Raw genomic sequence first — 18601 nt, forward strand, 5'->3', positions numbered from 1 at the left:
TCCCCCTCCTTGTGCCTTATTCGTCTGATACTTCTTTATTGGCAGGTTTCAACCGCTTCTTCCATTGTTCCAACCTGGAAGAGACGATGGTTCTGGCGTCATCCACCTTCTGATCTAGTACCGCCTTCCGGACTACTCCCAAGCAGAATTCTTCCACCTCTGAAAAACTGAGGCCTAAAAGTCTTTTTGCGACAGTCTCATTGGCCAAGCCAAAATTGACCTTGCTGCGTTCACTGATAGAGGCGACGAATGCGGTCAACTGTGCACGTGTAGGAAGAGGGAGTTCCAGTCGAACCTGAAAGCGCCGCCAAACGGCCCTATCCAAAAGTTCTGGGTGATTGCTAGCAGCAACGACAACGACATAATCTGGAAGATCGTCTAGTTGAAGCAGCAAAGAGCTAACGACACGCTTTATCTCCCCCGTTTCATGAGTATCACCTCGCTCTTTGCCCAATGTTTCGAACTCGTCAAAGAACAACACGCAGCGCCGTGTTCGAGCGTAGTCAAGCAAGGCTTTCAAGCGGATAGAAGTTTCGCCCAGGTAGCTGCCAATCAACGACTCATAGCGCACAACGATCAGCGGCACCATCAACTCGAATGCCAACGCTTCAGCAACCGATGTTTTACCGTTCCCTGGCGCCCCAGCCAGTAGGATTCGATGCCTTGGACTTAAGCCGTGAGCATGCAGCAACTCAGCACGATGCTGTTCCTCAACAATTTCTCGTAACTGCCCGCGAATACTATCGTTAAGCACCAAACTTTCCAGCGAACGCTCTGGTGTCAACTCGGCAATCAGATCTTTCTGCGCGATGCCCCCAGTTTGGGCTGGTCGCGTCGCTGTTGCAGAAGGCTGGAACAAGGTCGACTGATGGGCAGACGCTCGCAATGCCTTTTCCAGGCGATCGGCCAAGATTCGGTGCCCCTTGCCACGCTCTTCTTGAATCAAGGCTTCGGTCGACTTCCGAAAAGAAGGTTGGTCGCCACTGCTGGCTGCCTTTACCAGGGCGACCAAGGTATCAGCTTGTGCCATATGTGTTCACCTTGACGACGTATTTAGGTGGCATTGTCGTACTCCGAATGGGCGTTTGTTCAGGGGTTGTCAAACACACGTCTTGCATTGATAACTCAAGCAGGCCAGTACAACCGCTTCAAAGGCACGATCCGTTTGGTTTCAGCGTCGGTCTCGTCGTAGTGCTCGATCAGCGCGCGCACCACGTGATCCAGAGTCCACATTGCCAGCGGAATAGGCGCCCGGTCCGCTTCGTACTGCGCATCCTTGGAGAAACCACCGGTGCTGACGTATAGCCCACGATCATCCTTGTGGCGGCCGCCGAGGAAACTGCGGATCTCCGGGCTGCCCATCTGCTCCTTGCGGTGCTTGACTTCTACGACGATGCGCGGGTGCTCAAAGCCAAAACCATCCGGCGAGGCAACGATGTCCTTGCCCCGATCAGAGCCAGGCGACGAGACCTGGGTTTTGTAGCCCATAGCACGCAAAATGCCGGCGACCAGTTGCTGCATGTCGTCCCAGCCAAGTTCGTTGACCCGATCCTTGATGCGCTCAAGCGCCTGCGACTCGATGTCCGCAAGCGGGTCAGCCATGACCTCCTCAGTTTCATCTTCCACAACAGGCACCGATTTTCCCTTCAGGGCCGCCAGCACTTCTGCTGCTGCCTTGGTTGGAACCTCGAAGAGGGTCAGGGTGGAACCCAGGCTGTTCTTTGTGCTGCTGCCCAGGCTGTCGCGCAGTAGTTCCTGCGTTTGCCACTGGACTTTACGCGCCAGCGACATGCCTTGCTCGGCCCACTCCGAGTGGTGCTCAGCCGGACCGATGATCTTGCCGATCGAGTACAGGCGGTTGGCTGGCGAATAGGTGATAACCCAGTCGCCCTCCTGGACGTCATTGACGAAGCGCCAGACCTGGGATGCGCCCGACACCATTGTGCCTTGTTTGGCCTGAGGTTCGGCGGACTGATACAGGGCAACCAGCTGCTTACGCTCGACGCCTGGTTTGGCATAGGGAGCCAGTTGGCTCCAGCCCACGGCCGCGACGCCGCGCTCCCGAAAAGCCTCGTATAGGCTGCCACCTTCGCCGCGCACCATCCACATGCGTGCCATGTATATCCCCCAGGACTCTGTCCACCACATCATAAGTAAAGAAGCCCCGCTTTCGCGGGGCTTCCGGGCACAACTTCATTCCGCCAGTTCTATCCGCTCTCTTCACACATACAGGTGCGGGGATCTGCTCAACCCCACGGATCCTGCAACACCATCGTGTGATCCCGGTCCGGGCCGGTGGAGACGATGCTGATCGGGCAACCGGCCAGTTCTTCCAGCGAGCGCAGGTAAGCGCGCGCGGCCGGGGGCAGGTCGTCCCAGTTGGTGATGCCGTGGGTGTTCTCGCTCCAGCCCGGGAATTCCAGGTACACCGGGGTGCACTCTTCCCAGCCCTGTGCGTCCAGCGGGGCGTATTCGGTGCGCTTGCCGCGGTATTCGTAGGCAATGCAGACCTTGAGCTTTTCCATGCCGTCGAGCACGTCCAGCTTGGTGATGCACAGGCCGGAGATGCCGTTGATGGCCACGGCGCGCTTGAGCGCGACGATGTCCATCCAGCCGCAGCGGCGCGGGCGGCCGGTGGAGGCGCCGTATTCGGCGCCGCGGTCGCGGATGCCCTGGCCGATTTCATCGTCCAGTTCGGTGGGGAACGGGCCGCCGCCGACGCGGGTGGCGTAGGCCTTGGCGATGCCCAGTACGTAGTCGATGGCGTCGGCGCCCACGCCGGCACCGGCCAGTGCGCCGCCCACGGTGGTGTTGGAGCTGGTGACGTACGGGTAGGTGCCGTGGTCGATGTCCAGCAGCGCGCCCTGCGCGCCTTCGAACAGCACGCGCTTGCCCTGCTTGCGCAGGTCATGGCATATGCCGGCCACATCACTCTTCATCGGCTCCACGTACTCACCGAAGGCCAGCGCCTCGGCGTAGACGCTGTCGAAGTCCACCGGTTCCACGCCCAGGTACTTGGTCAGCACGAAGTTGTGGTAGTCCAGCGCGGCGCGCAGCTTTTCGGCCAGCTGTTCCGGGTAATGCAGGTCGGCGATGCGGATGCCGCGGCGCGCCACCTTGTCTTCATACGCCGGGCCGATGCCGCGGCCGGTGGTGCCGATGGCCTTGCCGCCGGCGGCCTTCTCGCGCGCCTGGTCCAGGGCGATGTGGTACGGCATGATCAGCGGCGCGGCCGGGGAGATCTTCAGGCGCGAGCGCACTTCCACGCCGGCCGTTTCCAGCTCCTCGATCTCTTTCTTCAGCGCGGCCGGGGAAATCACCACGCCATTGCCGATGAGGCACAGCGCGTCGTCGCGCAGGATGCCGGACGGAATCAGGTGCAGGACGGTCTTCTTGCCGTTGATGACCAAGGTGTGGCCGGCGTTGTGACCGCCCTGGAAACGCACGACGGCACCGATTTCCTCGGTCAGCAGATCGACGATCTTGCCCTTGCCTTCATCGCCCCACTGGGCGCCGAGAACAACAACTGATTGACCCATGACGGGTGAACTCCTGAGTTGGCTGCGGCCATCGGGGCCGCGGACGGGACCGTGCGGGGCTAGTGGGCCAGCCTGTGTGGCAGCCCCATCGGGGGGCGGCCGGCAAACGCCAGGGCCATACACGGAAAAAGCCGAACGGGAGTGCCCCGGCCGGCTTTTCTGGATTATCCGGGTTTTGCCTGACGGCTACCACCCCCGCGGATTCAGGCCGGGGCGGCTGGCCGGCAGCGGTTCAGTGGCGCAGCCACCACAGCACAGCCAGGCCGATGGCCAGCATCAGCGCGCCGGACTGGCGCAGAGCCGCGGCGGGCAGTTCCAGCAGGCGCGCGGCCATGCGCTTCCACGCCAGCGGGGCGGCGAACAGGAACAGGCCTTCGAGGATGGCGACCAGGCAGAGGGCGGAGAGGAGGTCTTGCATGGGGGTGCTGTTTCTCCCCTTCTCCCATCGGGAGAAGGTGCCCGTAGGGCGGATGAGGGGCTGCGTGGGCTGGAGCGCTGGGGGCGAAACAATTCGAGGGCTTCGCCCGCTGCCCCTCACCCCAACCCCTCTCCCGAGGGGAGAGGGGCTTTTATGCGGCTCAGCGGTCGTTCTTGAGGTACTGGAGGAACGGGTCGTTCTTGTCCAGCACGATCACGCCGTTGCCGTCGGCCATGGAGCCGCGGTAGGCCTCCAGGCTGCGGTAGAAGGCGTAGAACGCCGGGTCGGCCGAGCCGGCCTTGCCGTAGATGGCCGCGGCCTGGGCGTCGCCTTCGCCGCGCAGCTGCTGGGCGTCGCGCTCGGCTTCGGCCACCAGCACGGTGCTTTCGCGGTCGGCCTGGGCGCGGATGGTCAGCGACTGTTCCTCGCCTTCGGCGCGCAACTTGGCCGCTTCCTGCTTGCGCTGGGCGCGCATGCGCTCGTAGACGTCGGTGATCACCTGGCTGTCGGTGGGCAGGTCGATCTGCTTGATGCGCAGGTCGATGATCTGCATGCCCAAGGTCTGCACCGCCTCGTTGATGCCCTTCAGCTGCCCGGCGATCAGTTCCTCGCGGTCGCCGGAGACCAGCTGCCGCAGCGTGCGCGAGTTGATCTGGTTGCGCAGCGAGTCGGTGATGATCGGCGCCAGGCGGGCGTTGGCCACCTTGCCGTCGCCGCCGGTGGCGCGGTAGTAGGCGCGCACGTCGGAGATGTAGCCGATGGCGAAGAAGTCGACGCTCACGTCCTTCTGCTCGGCGGTGAAGTAGCGCGCCGGCGCGGTGTCCAGCACCTGGAAGCGACGGTCGAACACGCGCACCGTTTCCACCAGCGGCACCTTGAAGTGCAGGCCGGGCTTGATGTCCGAGCGCACCACCTTGCCCAGGTTGAGCACCATGGCGGTCTGGTCTTCGCGCACCACGTAGACCGAGCCGAGCAGGCCCATCAGCAGCACGACCAGCAGGCCGATCACAAGGGAATTCTTCATCGGCCGGCCTCCTCACGGTTTGCCGAGCGCGAACCGGAACGGTCCGCGTTACGAATGCTGTCGGTGGCGGCCGGCAGCGCCGGTACCGCCATTTCCGGGGTCAGTTGCGGGGCGTTGCCGGTCTTGCCGGCGTCGGCCGGCATCGGCACGTAGATCAGCTGGCGGCCGTCGCCGCCGATGACCTTGCGGTTCTCGGCCAGCACCTGCTGCACGGTTTCCAGCCACAGGCGCTTGCGGGTGACTTCCGGCGCGTTCTTGTACTCGGCCTGCAGCAGGGTGAAGCGGCGCGCGTCGCCTTCGGCGCGGGCGACGATGGCCTGCTTGTAGCCTTCGGCGGTGGTGCGGGCGCGCGAGGCCTGGCCGCGCGCTTCCGGCACCACCTTGGCGGCGTAGGCCTGGGCTTCGTTGATCAGGCGTTCCTTGACCTGCTGGGCGCCGTTGACCTCGTCGAAGGCCGGCTTCACTTCTTCCGGCGGGCGCGCATCGGGCAGGGTCAGGCCGGTGACCACCAGGCCGGTGCGGTAGGCCTTGAGCGAGGCCTGCAGGCGCTGCTCGGCGGCCACGGCCAGCGGACCGCGGTTGTTGAGCACGGTGTTGAGGTCGGCGCGGCCGACCTGCTCGCGTACCGCGCTCTGCGCGGATTGCTCCAGCACCTGGTCGGCGTCGATGGTGCCGAACTGGTACAGGCGCGGGTCGTCGACGCGGTACTGCACGTTGAGCGAGACGTTGACGATGTTCTCATCGCGCGTGAGCACCGGCACCTGGCTGCTGAAGGTCTTGATCTGGGTGGCGTTGACCTTGACCACCGATTCGATCGGCCAGGGCAGCTTGAAGTTCGGGCCCGGCTGCAGGATGCGCGAGAACTGGCCGAAGCGCAGCACCACGCCGCGCTGCTGTTCGCCGATCAGCTGGAAGCTGGACAGCAGCACCAGCAGCACCACCGCCAGCAGTACCCAGCGCCAGATGCCGCCGTCGAACAGGTCGCGCAGCGGGCCGGGCAGTCCGCCCCATCCGCCGCCGCCATTGCCGCCGCGCGGCGAGCGCGAGCCGCGCCGGTTGTCGGCGGGGCCGCCACTCTCGTTGCCGCCAGGTGTGTTCCAGGCCATGCATGCTCCATCTGTCAGGGCCTGTATGCGGGGCGTTCCCGCAGTGCTGGCCGTGGTCAATCGAATCCGGATTCTACTAGATGGGGCAGACCTGACGTTTCGCAACCGCTATCTTGGTTGTCTCCCGTTCCGCCGCAGGCCGCGCCATGTCCGCCCACGCCCCTTTCACCGCCTTCCGCATCCACAACGACGACGCCGGCTACCGCGGCGGGCTGGAGCAGATCGCGCTGGACCAGCTGAGCCCCGGCGAGGTGGTGGTGCGCGCCCGCTGGTCCTCGGTCAACTACAAGGACGCGCTGGCCGGCACCGGCCAGGGCAAGATCCTGCGCCGCTTCCCGCTGGTGGGCGGCATCGACGTGGCCGGCGAGGTGGTGGCCTCCACCGACCCGGCGTTCCGCGAGGGCGATGCGGTGCTGGCCACCGGCTGCGGCCTGAGCGAGACCCGCGATGGCGGTTACAGCCAGTACGTGCGGCTGGAATCGAAGTGGGCGATCCCGCTGCCGGCGGGGCTGTCGCTGCGCGAGGCCATGGTGCTGGGCACGGCCGGCTTCACCGCCGCACTGGCGCTGCTGCGCATGAAGGACAACCGGCAGACGCCGGACCACGGCCCGCTGGCGGTGACCGGCGCCACCGGCGGCGTCGGCTCGCTGGCGGTGGACATCTTCAGCCGCGCCGGCTTCGAGGTGCATGCCATCAGCGGCAAGGCCGAGGCGAAGGACTACCTGACCATGCTCGGCGCCAGCCAAGTGCTGGGGCGCGAGGCGCTGGCCACGTCCCGGCCGATGGAATCGGCGCGCTTCGGCGGCGGCCTGGACAACGTCGGCGGCGCCATGCTGACCAGCCTGCTGGCGCAGACCGTGCCCTACGGCAATGTCGCCTCGGCCGGCCTGGCCGCCAGCGCGACGCTGGACATGACGGTGATGCCCTTCATCATCCGCGGCGTGTCGTTGCTGGGCGTGGCCTCGGCCGGCACCGCGCGCGACATCCGCGAACAGGTCTGGCAGCACCTGGGCGACGACTGGAAGCCGCGCCACCTGGACACCATCTGCACGCGCGAGGTCGGCCTGGACGGCCTGCCGGATGTCTTCGCCACCATGCTGGCCGGCGGCTCGTTCGGGCGCACGATGGTAAGAATCGACTGAAACCGCCCGCTACGGCCGCGCGACGCGCATACAGGTTGCTTCGCGCCGCCGGCAAGCCGACACTACGCGGGCGACATCATCTTGGGGAAGAACGTGGCGCGCATCCTGATCGTGGACGATTCGCCGTCGCAGCTGCTCGGCATCCAGCGCATCGTCGAAAAACTGGGGCATGAAACCTTCACCGCCACCGACGGCGCCGCCGGCGTGGAGGCCGCCAAGTCGGTCCTGCCCGACCTGGTGCTGATGGACGTGGTGATGCCCAACCTCAACGGCTTCCAGGCCACGCGCACGCTCAAGCGCGAAGCCAGCACCGCGCACATCCCGGTGGTGCTGGTGACCACCAAGGACCAGGACACCGACCGCCTGTGGGGCATGCGCCAGGGCGCAAAGGCCTACATCACCAAGCCGTTCTCCGAGGACGAACTGTCCGAGGTGATCGCACGGGTGTTCGAGGGCGGCGGCGACCTGCCCGAAGCCTGATACAGCGTAGGAGCGCACCTTGGTGCGCTCCTACCGATTCCGATGCTTCAGATTTTTTCGCCGAAGGCCTTGGCCAGTGCGCGGTAGGCCTTCTGCTGGGCCTCGTTGGTCGCCACCGGGGCGATCACTTCCAGTTCGACGATCTGGTCGCCGTCCGGCTTGCCCGGCAGGCCGCGGCCGCGCAGGCGCAGCTTGCGGCCGCTGTCCGAATCGGCCGGCACCTTCAGTTCCACCGCACCGCCCAGCGTGGGCACGCTGATGCTGGTGCCCAGCGCCGCCTGCCAGGGCGTGACCTGCAGGGTGTAGAGAATGTTGCGGCCGTCCACCTCGAACTGCGGGTGCGCGGCGTATTCCACTTCCAGCATCAGGTTGCCGCCGCCGCTGCCCTGCCCGGCCAGGCGGATCACCTGTCCCGGACGGATGCCCTTGGGCACGCGCACGTCGAGCTGGCGGCCATCGACGTTGATGCGCAGCGTGTCGCCGCCGTAGGCCGCCTCCAGCGGCACCGACAGCTTGGCGCGGGTATCGCGCATCGGCTGCGGGCCGGCGCTGCCGCCGAAGCCCTCGAAACCGCCACGCGCACGGCCGCCACCGCCGCGCTGGCGCGCGAACAGGCTCTCGAAGAAATCGCTGAAGCCGCCGCCGGCGCCACCGCCGCCGAACACTTCCTCGAAGTCGAAGCCCTGGCCACCGCCGAAATCCGGCGGCGCCTGGAACTCCTCGCCGGGCCGGTAGCCGCGCGCGCGCAGCTGATCGTAGGCCTGGCGCTTGGCCGGGTCGCGCAGCGCCTCATAGGCCTCGTTGACCGCCTTGAACTTCTCTTCGGCGCCGGCTTCCTTGCTCACGTCCGGGTGGTACTTGCGCGCCAGCCGCCGGTAGGCGGTCTTGATCTCGGCATCGCCGGCCGTGGGCTCCACGCCCAATGTCGCGTAGTAATCCTTGAATTCCATCCAGACACCTTTGCAGAAAATCGGGACCGCCACCTGGTGGCAACGGCCTTTGCCAGAATCAGGTTCCGCCGCGGAGCGGCGTCGGCCTGTCGAGTGAATTGTAAGCCTCCGCCTGCGCCTGACCGGCCATCACGCTCTCGATCCACGCGAGGTAGTGACCCAGGCGGACATTGCAGACGGTCTGGCCATAGCGGCCAGGCCGGGCGGTCACGACGTTGCCCTGGACGACCTTCCACGAAGCCAGCCCGGCCAGGCGCCATTGCCCATCGACCTGGATGAGCACCGGACCGCCACTGTCGCCGTTGCCGATGACGCCTTCCAGCGGCAGGGCCGCGGGCGGCTCGTCGAACACGTAGCAGAACCAGCGGTCGTAGGCACTGGTGACCTTGTTGAACGCGCGGCGCAGCTCCGTCCGGTTCGGGCCGGCGGGATCATGCCCGGTGGCGCCCGTGCCGGTGGCGCCCTTCCCCACGATCTGGACGACCTGGCCCGGTTCGTCGCTGTCGCGGTAGAGGGCGACGGGAGCGACATCCGTCACCGGCTTGGTCAGCCTGACCAGCGCGATGTCGTCGGATGAGGCGAGGAACACCACGATCAGCATGGCCTCCCCGCTGGCCATGGCCTGGTCGACCAGTTCCTTCGGCAGCGTCCTGTAGCCGGCATGCGTGACAACGCGCTCCACCTCCCGGGCGACGCCGCCGATGTTCACCTGCCTGAGCGGCGCATGCATCGGGATCGTATGGGCCGCAGTGACGACCCATTGCGGTGCGATCAGGACGCCGTGCCCTTCGCCAGGCATGTCGGCCAGGGCGGGAAAACCGGAAGCCGGGATCCGGTACTTCGCGTCATCGACATCGTGCCGGATCACGACGGCAGCGGCGGTCGATGACACCGCGGCAAGCAACAGGAGCAGCAGGAGTCGGGTCACGTGCGATGCCTTGGTGTGGACTGACATGGCGCCGGAAAGCGTCGGAACGCCATTCTAGCGGCGACAATGCCGGTATCGTTCCCATGCCGGGAAATACGGTGTGAAGACGGTCTTTCCAAGCCGTTGACGCGCTCCTGAGCCCCCGGTCCATAGACTTCAACCCAGAGCAGGAGAACCCCATGACCATCCACGTCGGCGACCGCATCCCGGAAGTGACCCTCAAGCGCATCCGCGAAGGCCTGGAAACCATCGACACGCAGGCGCTGTTCGATGGCCGCAAGGTGGTGCTGTTCGCAGTGCCGGGCGCGTTCACCCCGACCTGTTCGGCGCGCCACCTGCCCGGCTATGTCGAGCACTTCGAGCAGTTCCGCAGCCGCGGCATCGAGGTGTTCTGCATGGCGGTGAACGACCCGTTCGTGATGCAGGCCTGGGCGAAGGCGCAATCGGTGCCGGACGGGCTGATGATGCTGTCCGACGGCAACGGCGACTTCACCCGTGCACTGGGCCTGGAGATGGACGCCAGCGGGTCGGGCATGGGCATGCGCTCGCGCCGGTTCGCGCTGTACGTGGACAACGGCATCGTGCGCGGCGTGCATGTCGAGGAGCCGGGCAAGTTCGAGGTGTCCTCGGCCGAGTACATGCTCGCCCATCTTCCGGAGTAGCGCCCCCTTTCCACCACGGAGCACGCCAGCCATGAGCAAGCAGCCCGCCAGCAAGAAGGCCATGACCGTCCCGGCGACCGTCATCACCGACCGCAAGACCCTGCGCGCCAACGCGCGCAAGAGCATCGAGGACGGCGCGATCACGCCGACCTACAGTGCCGACCGGAAGATGGTGATCAGGCTGCTCAACGACGCGCTGGCCACCGAGTGGGTCTGCGTGCTGCGCTACTACCGCCACTACTACATGGCCAAGGGCATGCTCGCCGACGCGGTGAAGGCCGAGTTCCTGGAGCACGCGCAGCAGGAGCAGGCGCATGCCGGCATGCTGGCCGAACGCATCGTGCAGCTGGGCGGCGAGCCGGACTTCAACCCGGATACGCTCACCGCCCGCTCGCACGCCGAGTACAAGGAAGGCGGCAACCTGCGCGACATGGTGCGCGAGAACCTGATCGCCGAACGCATCGCCATCGACAGCTACCGCGAGATGATCAACTTCGTCGGCGACAAGGACACCACCACCAAGCGCATCCTCGAACAGATCCTGGCGCAGGAAGAGGAACACGCCGACGACTTCGCCGACATGCTCGACGGGTGGATCGGCGAGTAACGCGCCGCAGGTGCCGGGCTTGCCCGGCATGTGGCTTTCTCCGCATCGGCCACGAAAGGCGTGCGAGGCGAGCCTCGCACCTACGCAGGCACGATAACCGCGCCACGCGGAAACGCAGACGCCGCGGCCGAATCGGCGAGTAACCCGTAGCTTTCCCGGCATCGGTCACGAAGAGCGTGCGAGGCAAGCCTCGCACCTACGAGGGCGCACCGTTTAATGCGCCACGCGGAAGCGCACGCGCGTCCAGGCGCCGTCGGCGGCCAGCGCGGTGAGGCTGTGTTCGCCGGGTTCGTCGAAGTCGCGTACGAAGGTGCGCGCGCCTTCGGTCTGCGCGATCCAGCGCCCGTCCAGCAGCCACTGCACCGTCGCCTCGCTGCCGATCGCCCGCAGTTGCAGGCGCGGGCCGTGCGTGGCGCCGGGCGCGCGCGCCAGCGTGGCGCGGTCGGTGAGCCCGTCGATATGCAGCATGCCGTCGTTGCCGCGGCCATCGTCGGGGCAATCCGGCGCCAGCGGCGGCAGGCGCTGCGCCTGCCGCTGTGCCTGCGACAGCCAGGGCGAGGCCAGCGCCGGCCAGCGCGCCACCTCGCGCGCCTGTCGCTGCGGGTGGCCCTCGCAACCGGCCGACAGGCGCTGGCCGCTGCGTACATCGACCTCGAAGCGCACCTGGCCCGACTGCCACAATCGCGCATCGCGTTCGGCGAAGGTCGGCGGCACGGTTCCGTCCAGCGACAGCGCTTCGAGCCGCCGCTGGCACATGGCCGGCGGCGTATCGGCGGCGGGCAGGCCCAGCGGCCAGCACACCTCGACCTCGCCGACGCTGGCCGGCATCGCCGGCGCGGCGCTGTCGCCGGGCTGGCGCGGCAGGCTGTCGATCACCTCGAACATCAGTGGCAGCGCGGTGACCGCGCCGTATTGGCCGGGCAGCGGCGTGCCGTCCGGGCGCCCCACCCAAACGCCGACCGTATAACGACGGGTGCTGCCGATCGCCCAGGCGTCGCGGTAGCCGTAGCTGGTGCCGGTCTTCCACGCCACCGGCGGCCGGCTGCCGGTGTCGAAGGTACCCACGCCGTAACCGGGGCGCGGATTGGACTGCAGGATGTCGCGCACGATCCACGCCGCGCCCGGCGACACCAGCCGGCGCTCGATCCGCGGATCGTCCGGGGTGTAGCGCACGCGGCCGGCGATGCCCTCGCGGTTGAGCGCGGCGAAGGCGCCGACCAGGTCTTCCAGGCGCGCGCCGGTGCCGCCGAGGATCAGCGCCAGGTTGGGCGCCACCCCGTGCGGGAAACGCAGCCTGATGCCGGCGTTGCCCAGTCGCGCGGCGAAGCGCGACGGGCCGACGCGGTCGAGCAGGTCCACTGCCGGCACGTTGAGCGACAGCCGCAGCGCGGTGGCCGCGCCCACCGGGCCGTTGAAGGCGGCATCGAAGTTACCGGGTCGATAGCCGCCGAAGCTCTGCGGCGCATCCACCAGCAGGCTTTCCGAATGGATCAACCCGTCGTCCAGCGCCATGCCGTACAGGAACGGCTTGAGCGTGGAGCCGGGCGAACGCCAGGCCTGCACCATGTCCACGTGGCCCAGCCGCGGCTTGTCGCCGAACGCCACCGAGCCGACGTAGGCGCGCGCCTCCAGCGTGGTGTTGTCCATCACCAGCAGCGCGGCCGAGGTGCGCTCGGGCAGCTGCGAGAAGTACGCGGCCACGCGTTCTTCCAGCGTGCGCTGCAGGCTGCTGTCGATCGTGGTCTGGATGTGCGCCGCGCGCGGCTGGGCGCTGCGCAGGCGCTGCGCCAGCAAGGCGGCGTGCAGCGGCTGCTGCAGCGAGCGCGCCACCACCGGTTCGACGCGCGCGTCGGCCACGTCCTCGGCCGACCACGCGCCGAGTTCGGCCATGCGCGCCAGCACCTTGTCGCGGGCACGCTGCGCGGCTTCGGGATGGCGGTCCGGGCGCAACCGGCTCGGCGACTGCGGCAGCACCGCCAGCAGTGCCGCTTCGGCATGCGACAGGCGCGACGCCGGCTTGCCCAGGTAGGCCCAACTGGCCGCCTCCACGCCCTCGATGGTGCCGCCGTAGGGCGCGCGCTCCAGGTACAGGTCCAGGATCTGCGCCTTGTCCAGGTGCGCTTCCAGCTGCAGCGCGCGCAGCAGCTGCTTGACCTTGCCCCACGGCGTGCGCGTGTGCGGATCGAGGATGCGCGCCACCTGCATGGTCAGGGTGGAGCCGCCGGAGACGATGCGGCGCTCGGCCAGCATCTGTCCGCCGGCGCGCAGCAGCGCCCACGGATTGATGCCGGGATGGCGCCAGAACCAGCGGTCCTCGTAGGTCAGCAGCGCCTGCAGGTACAGCGGCGACACGGCCTTGGCATCGGCCGGATAACGCCACACACCCTCCGCATCGGCGAAGGCACGCAGCGGCGTGCCGTCGCGGGCGACCACCAGGGTGCTGGTGTCGCGCGACTTCGGCAACGGTGGCGGGAAGGCGAGGTCGAGGACCAGCAGCAGCGACAGCGCGGCCACCGTGCCCCAGCGCAGCCATGGCAGGAGGCGGCGGAACAGGCGTGGAAAACCCTTGGATTCCCTTTTCTTTTCGGGACCGCTATTGCTTCCGGCCCTCACCCCAACCCCTCTCTCGGGCGGAGAGGGACTTTGTGCTGCTGGTGTCCGTGATGTACCGCTCGCCATCCGCTGTCCATTCGTTGCAGCGCGGGCGCCTGTCTGGGAAGGCGCCCGCGGTGGCCGTCACGGCTGCACGACGGTGATCGTGGTCGGGCTGGAGCGCCCGACGCCGCGCAGCTCGGGGCGGTACATGTCCTCGGCCAGCGGCGGCGGCACGGTGTAGGTACCCGGGGTGACCGCACGCACCAGGTAGAACACCCGCGCGGTGCTGCCACGCGAGAGATTCAGCGCGGCCACGTAGCGGTCGTCGCGGAACTCCTCGTGTTTGGCATCGGCGGCATTGGAGCGGTCGTTGATCTGGATGCCGTCCACCACCACGTCGGCCCACTGCTTTGCATCGCCGAGGTTGAAGTTCTCGATCTCCAGGCCGGCCGGCAGCAGGTCGGTCAGCAGCGCGTCGGGCATGGCGGTGTTGGCGGTGACGCTCAGCCGCACGATCAGCGCCTCACCTTCCTTCAGCGGCCGCGGGCTCCACGGTTTGCCGTCGGTGGTGAACCAGTCGCGCTCGATGCCGATCACGCTGTTGTCCGGCGCCGGTGCCTGCCGCGGAATGCCGGCCACCTCCAGGCTGGCGAACATCGGCGCCTGGCCCTGCGGCGTGAAGCGCACGCCCTGCGCCAGCTGCGCGGCATCGAACACGCGCGCGAACAGCTTGCGCGCGTCGATGGCTTCGCGCGCCTCGCCCACCGCCAGTTCGCCGGACACCAACTTCTTCTGGTCGGCCATCAGCGCCTTGCCCAGCCGCGCCAGCGCCACCTGCTCCTGCGTGCTCAGCCACAGCCAGCCGCTGTTGCGGCGCGCATCCAGCGTGCGCCCCAGGCTGACCGCGCGCGCGTCGTACTCGGGCTTGGCCAGGCCGCGCTCGTGCAGCAGCGCGATCATCAACGCGTCGTCGCGCAGCGGGCTGCCGTAATCGCCGAAGTACGCCGGGCGGTCCTTGCCGGCCATGCCGAAGCCGGCGGCGATGGCGGCCTGGCCTCGCTTGCCGTCGCCCTGCAGCGACAGCGCCGCGCCCAGGTGCACCAACGACAGGCCGGTCACCGCCTTGCCGCGTTCGTTGTCGTACAGCGCGCGCAGCGTGCCCAGCGGAGCGCGGTTGACGCGCGCCAGCACGTAGCCCGAGTAGGCCTGGTTGGCGAACTTCAGCGCGTCGCGGCGGTCCTGCCCGTAGAACTGGTTGCCGCCGCTGAGCAGGTCCTCGCTGATCCGGTTCAGCGCCTTCTGCAGCACGTTGTCCGGCACCGCGAAGCCGGCGTCCTTGGCATCAAGCAGGAACTCGGCGATGTACGGGGTCAGCGCCGGGTTGACGTAGTCGTCGTTGCCCCACATCGAGAAATTGCCGTTGGCCACCTGCATCGAGGCCAGCCGCCCGAAGGCGCCTTCCATGCGCTCGCGGCGGGCCTTGGCGTCCAGGCCGTCGGCGCCGAGCATGGCCGAGGTCGCCTGGTCCAGCAGCAGCGCGGCGTAGCCCTTGCTGGTGGTCTGTTCGGCACAGCCGTAGGGGTAGTTCAACGCCCCCTGCAGCGCCGAGGCGAACGGGATCGGCGGCAGCGGGCTGACCAGCATGCGCGCGTTGACCGAACCGGCCATCAGCCCGCTAGCGAAACCGCCGTCCAAGGTGATGGGCGCCAGCGGGTCGAGCGTGCGGGTCTGCGAACGCAGCACCTGCGGCCATGCCGCGCGCACCGGCAGGTCGTAACGACGGTCGACCTTGAAGCCGTTGCCGTCCACACGCACCCGCACCTTGGCCACGGTGTAGCCCTCCTGCGCGGTGAGCGGGAAGCTCAGCGTCTGCTTGGCGTCGGCAGCCAGCTGCACCCGGCGCGCCGGTTCGCCGAGGGCCAGCGGGCCTTCGCCGTCCACCCGCACCGCGAACTCGCCGGGCTTGCCGGTGAAGTTCTGCACGTCCAGGGTCACCGTGCTGCGGTCGCCCGGCGCCATCACCCGCGGCATGCTGGCTTCGGCCAGGATCGGCGCGCGCACCAGGGTCTCCACGTCGCGGTTGCCGTAGCGCGCATCCGAATACACCAGCGCCGATACCCGCAGCGTACCGTTGAAGTCCGGCACCTGCAGGGCGATGCGCGCATTGCCCTTGGCATCGAGCGCGACCGGGCCGGAGAACAGGTCCACGGTCTGCACCCGCGCGGTCGGGCGCCGCGCCTGCGGCAGCGCCTGCAGCGCCATGTCGCCGCCGAACCTGAGCTTGCCGCTGTTGCCCTCGAAGCTCTCGATCACCCGCCCGTAGATATCGTAGGCATCCACGCCCAGCCGCCGCTGCGCGAAGAAATGCGCGTTGGCGTCGGGCACCGGGAAGCGGGTGATGTTGAGGATGCCCACGTCCACCGCCGAGACGGTGACGTGCGCGGGCTTGCCGGCCAGTTCCGGCGCGCTGACGGTGACCGTCATCGGCTGCTCGGGGCGCATCTGCGTGGGCGCCACCAGGCCCACCGCGACGCGGCGGTCACGGCGGTCCATCGGCACGTGCGCCACGCCCACCGCGCGCGCCGGGGTGATCTTGCTCGGCGCGCTGCCGCCACGGAACACCAGGGCGGTGACGTAGACGTCGTGCCGCTCCCAGTCCTGGGTAACCGGGATTTCAAACGTGCTGCCCGGCTTGGCCTCGATGTCCTGCACGTAGAGCATGTGGTCGCTTTCGACCATCAGCACGCCGCGGCCGGCATGCGGCGGGGTCAACGTCACCTTCAGCGTGTCACCGGCCTTGTAGCCGGTCTTGTCGAGCGCGAGCTTGACCTTGTCCGGGCGCGCGTCGAGGCCGCGGTTGTCGTCGTTCCAGCTCCAGCCGGCGCGGAACGGATAGCGCGTGGTCAGGCCGGTGGCCGGGTCGAACACGTCCACCCGGTACTCACCCCACTCCACAGGGAAATCGAACTTCGCCGAGGTCGCACCGGCATCGACGGTGCGGGTTTCCTTGTTCTCGAAGCGGCGGGTGAAGTCGTAGTCCCAGCGGTTGTCGGTGAAGGTCCAGTGGTAGTCGCGCAGTTCGCGCACCAGGGTGAGCTTCAGCCCCTTGGCCGGCTGCGGCTTGCCGTCGGCATCCACGCGCAGCAGCTCGAAGCGCGCGTTGGCATTGGCGTCGGCGCCGTCGGCATCGCTGAACAGCGGGCGCACCGCGACCAGCGCCGGCGCCGGCCACAGCACGCGCTTGAGCGTGCGGGTGACGGTGCGGCCACCGGTCTCATAGACGCTGCCGGACACCACCGCCGCCACCGTCGTGCCCTTGCCGACCTCTTCCGGCAGCGCGATGTCCTCGCGCAGCTTGCCGTCCCTGGGCAGGGTGGTGTCGATCACGTCGTTGGCTTCGCGCGGCAGTGCCACGGTCGGATCGCCGAAGAACCAGCCCGGCATCGACTCCACCGGATGCTGTTCCACCGCTACCGCCAGCTTGGCGGTGAAGCGGTTGCCGTCGGCCGGCGCACCGTACAGGTAGGCGGCGTCGGCCTGCAGCTTGAGCGGCTCGCCCGGCTTGAGCGTCTTCTGCGCGCTGTCCAGGTCCAGCTTCATGCGCTCGGGCAGGAATTCCTCGATGCGCAGGGTCATGCCCTGCACCGCTTCCTTGCTGGCCGGGTCGGTGCGGAACTCCACCTGCCAGCGGCCGGTCGGCGCCTCGACCGGGATCGCCTGCTCGAAGCTGAAATAGCCCTGCGCACCCGGCTGCAGGCGGGTCTCGCGGAAGATCTTGCCGTCGGGCTGCTTGAGCCGCAGGAACACCGCTTGCCCATCCTTCTCGGGGGCGGGGAGCGGCTTGCCGTCGTTGTCGCGCAGCAGCGCCGACACGCGCACGGTCTCGCCGGGGCGATACAGGTCGCGGCCAGACCAGGCGAACACGTCGAAGTTCGCGTCCTGGCGCCCGGCCACGGCGAACTCGCTCAGGTCCAGCGCCGGCTGGTTGAACGGCAGCATCGTGGTGTCGCCGCCGCTGGAGGCCACCAGCACGTGCGAGGCGTCAAGCGTGTAGTTGAGCAGGGCGTTGCCGTTGGCGTCGGTCTGGCCCTTGAGGATGGTCTCGCCCTTGCCGTCGAGCACGCGCAGCTCGACCTTCTTCGCCGGCGCGCCGGAGGCCAGCGAGGCGGTGTGCACGAACAGCTGCTCCTTGTAGGCGCGGGTGTGCAGGCCGATGTCGCTGACGGTGAAGAACGCGGTGTCGTACTCGCCCTCGAAACTGCCGGCGCGCTTCATCACCGCGAAGTACAGGCCGGGCTGCCGCAGTTCCTTGATGTCCTGGATCGGCAGGTAGGTCAGCACCCGCTCGTTGGGCTTGCCGCCGAGCACGAAGCGGTTGACGTAGACCGGATCGGCCAGCTGCGAGATCGGCGTGTGCTCGCCGTAGTCGCTGTCCAGCTCCCAGCTGCCGCGGCGGCCGCCGCGCTGGTACTGGCTGAAGAAGGTGGGCAGGTTCTTCTCGCCCACGCGCAGGAACTCGACGTCCACTTCCGGCACGTTGACCGACACCACCGGCAGGCCGCGGCTCTCGCGCGCCGGCAGCACGCTGCCCTGCGAGGCGAAGCCGGCGGCCGGCTTCAGTTCGCCGGTGAACACCTGCTGGCGTACTTCCTTGCCCAGGCGGCTGCCGTCGGCGGCGAGCAGGTCGGCCGAGACGATCAGGGTGTAATCCTTGGCCGCCTCGACGTAGGGATAGCGCAGGGTCTTGCCATCGTCGGACAGCGACCAGCTGCTGTCCTCGGTGCCGACCTTCTCCTCGAAGCGCAGCAGCTTGTCGAAGTCCTGGGTGCCGACCAGCGGCTGCGAGAACTCCACCGCCAGCGACAGGCCGTCGCCGCCCTTCTGGTCGGGCCACACGCGCACCAGCGCGAAACCCTTGACCTCGTCACGCTTGGCCTGGATCGCCTCGCCGCTGGCGCCGGGCAGCTGCCCGGTCTCGTTGCGCTTGCAGCCGGCGAGCATGGCCAGCGCCACCAGCGCCACCGCGGCCCACCGCATGTGCTTCCACTTCCTGTTGCCCATGGCGTCCTCCTGCAGACGCGGCGAGTATAGCCGCCGCCCGCATACGCCTTGTGTGCGCGCCGGCACGCCATCGCAGGGCGTGCCGGCAG

Annotated in this window: 14 protein-coding genes; 4 read left to right on the forward strand and 10 right to left on the reverse strand. The window is 67.9% G+C overall.

All coding sequences use genetic code 11. From position 1 onward, the window contains the following. Positions 1 to 16: 16 nt before the first annotated feature. The 6 genes from AC1DGW_RS14830 to hflK form a co-directional block, all read right to left on the reverse strand. On the reverse strand, positions 17 to 1030 hold the full coding sequence (locus AC1DGW_RS14830) for an AAA family ATPase (RefSeq protein ID WP_478024418.1): 1014 nt from the start codon (positions 1028 to 1030) through the stop codon (positions 17 to 19). A gap of 95 nt (positions 1031 to 1125) precedes the next feature. Continuing rightward, positions 1126 to 2118 carry a restriction endonuclease gene (locus AC1DGW_RS14835; RefSeq protein WP_478024421.1) on the reverse strand — a complete coding sequence of 331 codons (993 nt, stop codon included), beginning with the start codon at positions 2116 to 2118 and terminating at the stop codon, positions 1126 to 1128. Between the two features lie 128 nt (positions 2119 to 2246). Then, the gene (locus AC1DGW_RS14840) at positions 2247 to 3539 is read right to left on the reverse strand and encodes an adenylosuccinate synthase (protein ID WP_478024425.1); all 1293 of its coding nucleotides are present in this window, start codon (positions 3537 to 3539) and stop codon (positions 2247 to 2249) included. A gap of 232 nt (positions 3540 to 3771) precedes the next feature. After that, positions 3772 to 3957: a DUF2065 domain-containing protein gene (locus tag AC1DGW_RS14845; protein WP_478024429.1), complete on the reverse strand. Its 186-nt coding sequence runs from the start codon at positions 3955 to 3957 to the stop codon at positions 3772 to 3774. Between the two features lie 160 nt (positions 3958 to 4117). After that, entirely contained in the window at positions 4118 to 4981 is an 864-nt protein-coding gene (gene hflC, locus AC1DGW_RS14850) for a protease modulator HflC (RefSeq protein ID WP_153191658.1), read from the reverse strand. Next, on the reverse strand, positions 4978 to 6087 hold the full coding sequence (hflK, locus tag AC1DGW_RS14855) for an FtsH protease activity modulator HflK (protein ID WP_478024432.1): 1110 nt from the start codon (positions 6085 to 6087) through the stop codon (positions 4978 to 4980). The genes hflC and hflK overlap by 4 nt, the downstream gene beginning before the upstream one ends. A gap of 146 nt (positions 6088 to 6233) precedes the next feature. Here hflK and AC1DGW_RS14860 point away from each other — a divergent pair, with 146 nt between their 5' ends. Further along, the gene (locus AC1DGW_RS14860) at positions 6234 to 7229 is read left to right on the forward strand and encodes a YhdH/YhfP family quinone oxidoreductase (RefSeq protein ID WP_478024435.1); all 996 of its coding nucleotides are present in this window, start codon (positions 6234 to 6236) and stop codon (positions 7227 to 7229) included. A 93-nt stretch (positions 7230 to 7322) separates the two neighbouring features. Continuing rightward, positions 7323 to 7709 carry a twitching motility response regulator PilH gene (gene pilH, locus AC1DGW_RS14865; protein ID WP_056931350.1) on the forward strand — a complete coding sequence of 129 codons (387 nt, stop codon included), beginning with the start codon at positions 7323 to 7325 and terminating at the stop codon, positions 7707 to 7709. 47 nt (positions 7710 to 7756) lie between these two features. Here the strand turns inward: pilH and AC1DGW_RS14870 are convergent, their stop codons facing one another. Together AC1DGW_RS14870 and AC1DGW_RS14875 are read right to left on the reverse strand one after the other, a co-directional pair. Next, entirely contained in the window at positions 7757 to 8659 is a 903-nt protein-coding gene (locus AC1DGW_RS14870) for a DnaJ C-terminal domain-containing protein (RefSeq protein ID WP_478024438.1), read from the reverse strand. A gap of 58 nt (positions 8660 to 8717) precedes the next feature. Then, the gene (locus AC1DGW_RS14875) at positions 8718 to 9587 is read right to left on the reverse strand and encodes a S1 family peptidase (protein ID WP_478024440.1); all 870 of its coding nucleotides are present in this window, start codon (positions 9585 to 9587) and stop codon (positions 8718 to 8720) included. A gap of 179 nt (positions 9588 to 9766) precedes the next feature. Here AC1DGW_RS14875 and AC1DGW_RS14880 point away from each other — a divergent pair, with 179 nt between their 5' ends. Next, positions 9767 to 10249 (forward strand): redoxin family protein, encoded by a 483-nt coding sequence (locus AC1DGW_RS14880; RefSeq protein WP_478024442.1) that lies wholly within the window; start codon positions 9767 to 9769, stop codon positions 10247 to 10249. A 31-nt stretch (positions 10250 to 10280) separates the two neighbouring features. Further along, positions 10281 to 10856 carry a ferritin-like domain-containing protein gene (locus AC1DGW_RS14885; protein ID WP_478024444.1) on the forward strand — a complete coding sequence of 192 codons (576 nt, stop codon included), beginning with the start codon at positions 10281 to 10283 and terminating at the stop codon, positions 10854 to 10856. A 213-nt stretch (positions 10857 to 11069) separates the two neighbouring features. Here the strand turns inward: AC1DGW_RS14885 and pbpC are convergent, their stop codons facing one another. Further along, on the reverse strand, positions 11070 to 13409 hold the full coding sequence (pbpC, locus tag AC1DGW_RS14890; protein WP_478024508.1) for a penicillin-binding protein 1C: 2340 nt from the start codon (positions 13407 to 13409) through the stop codon (positions 11070 to 11072). 183 nt (positions 13410 to 13592) lie between these two features. Then, a complete protein-coding gene (locus AC1DGW_RS14895) occupies positions 13593 to 18488 on the reverse strand; it encodes an alpha-2-macroglobulin family protein (RefSeq protein ID WP_478024510.1) in 4896 nt (1631 codons plus the stop codon). Positions 18489 to 18601 lie beyond the last annotated feature (113 nt).

The sequence above is a fragment of the Stenotrophomonas sp. 05N423 genome (assembly GCF_056397145.1).

Excerpts from the sequence above, each read along its gene's own strand:
- AC1DGW_RS14880 (WP_478024442.1), top strand. The coding sequence starts at position 9,767 with ATGACCATCCACGTCGGCGACCGCATCCCGGAAGTGACCCTCAAGCGC.
- AC1DGW_RS14885 (WP_478024444.1), top strand. The coding sequence starts at position 10,281 with ATGAGCAAGCAGCCCGCCAGCAAGAAGGCCATGACCGTCCCGGCGACC.
- AC1DGW_RS14840 (WP_478024425.1), bottom strand. The coding sequence starts at position 3,539 with ATGGGTCAATCAGTTGTTGTTCTCGGCGCCCAGTGGGGCGATGAAGGC.
- AC1DGW_RS14870 (WP_478024438.1), bottom strand. The coding sequence starts at position 8,659 with ATGGAATTCAAGGATTACTACGCGACATTGGGCGTGGAGCCCACGGCC.
- AC1DGW_RS14895 (WP_478024510.1), bottom strand. The coding sequence starts at position 18,488 with ATGCGGTGGGCCGCGGTGGCGCTGGTGGCGCTGGCCATGCTCGCCGGC.
- AC1DGW_RS14845 (WP_478024429.1), bottom strand. The coding sequence starts at position 3,957 with ATGCAAGACCTCCTCTCCGCCCTCTGCCTGGTCGCCATCCTCGAAGGC.
- AC1DGW_RS14835 (WP_478024421.1), bottom strand. The coding sequence starts at position 2,118 with ATGGCACGCATGTGGATGGTGCGCGGCGAAGGTGGCAGCCTATACGAG.
- AC1DGW_RS14860 (WP_478024435.1), top strand. The coding sequence starts at position 6,234 with ATGTCCGCCCACGCCCCTTTCACCGCCTTCCGCATCCACAACGACGAC.
- AC1DGW_RS14830 (WP_478024418.1), bottom strand. The coding sequence starts at position 1,030 with ATGGCACAAGCTGATACCTTGGTCGCCCTGGTAAAGGCAGCCAGCAGT.
- hflK (WP_478024432.1), bottom strand. The coding sequence starts at position 6,087 with ATGGCCTGGAACACACCTGGCGGCAACGAGAGTGGCGGCCCCGCCGAC.
- hflC (WP_153191658.1), bottom strand. The coding sequence starts at position 4,981 with ATGAAGAATTCCCTTGTGATCGGCCTGCTGGTCGTGCTGCTGATGGGC.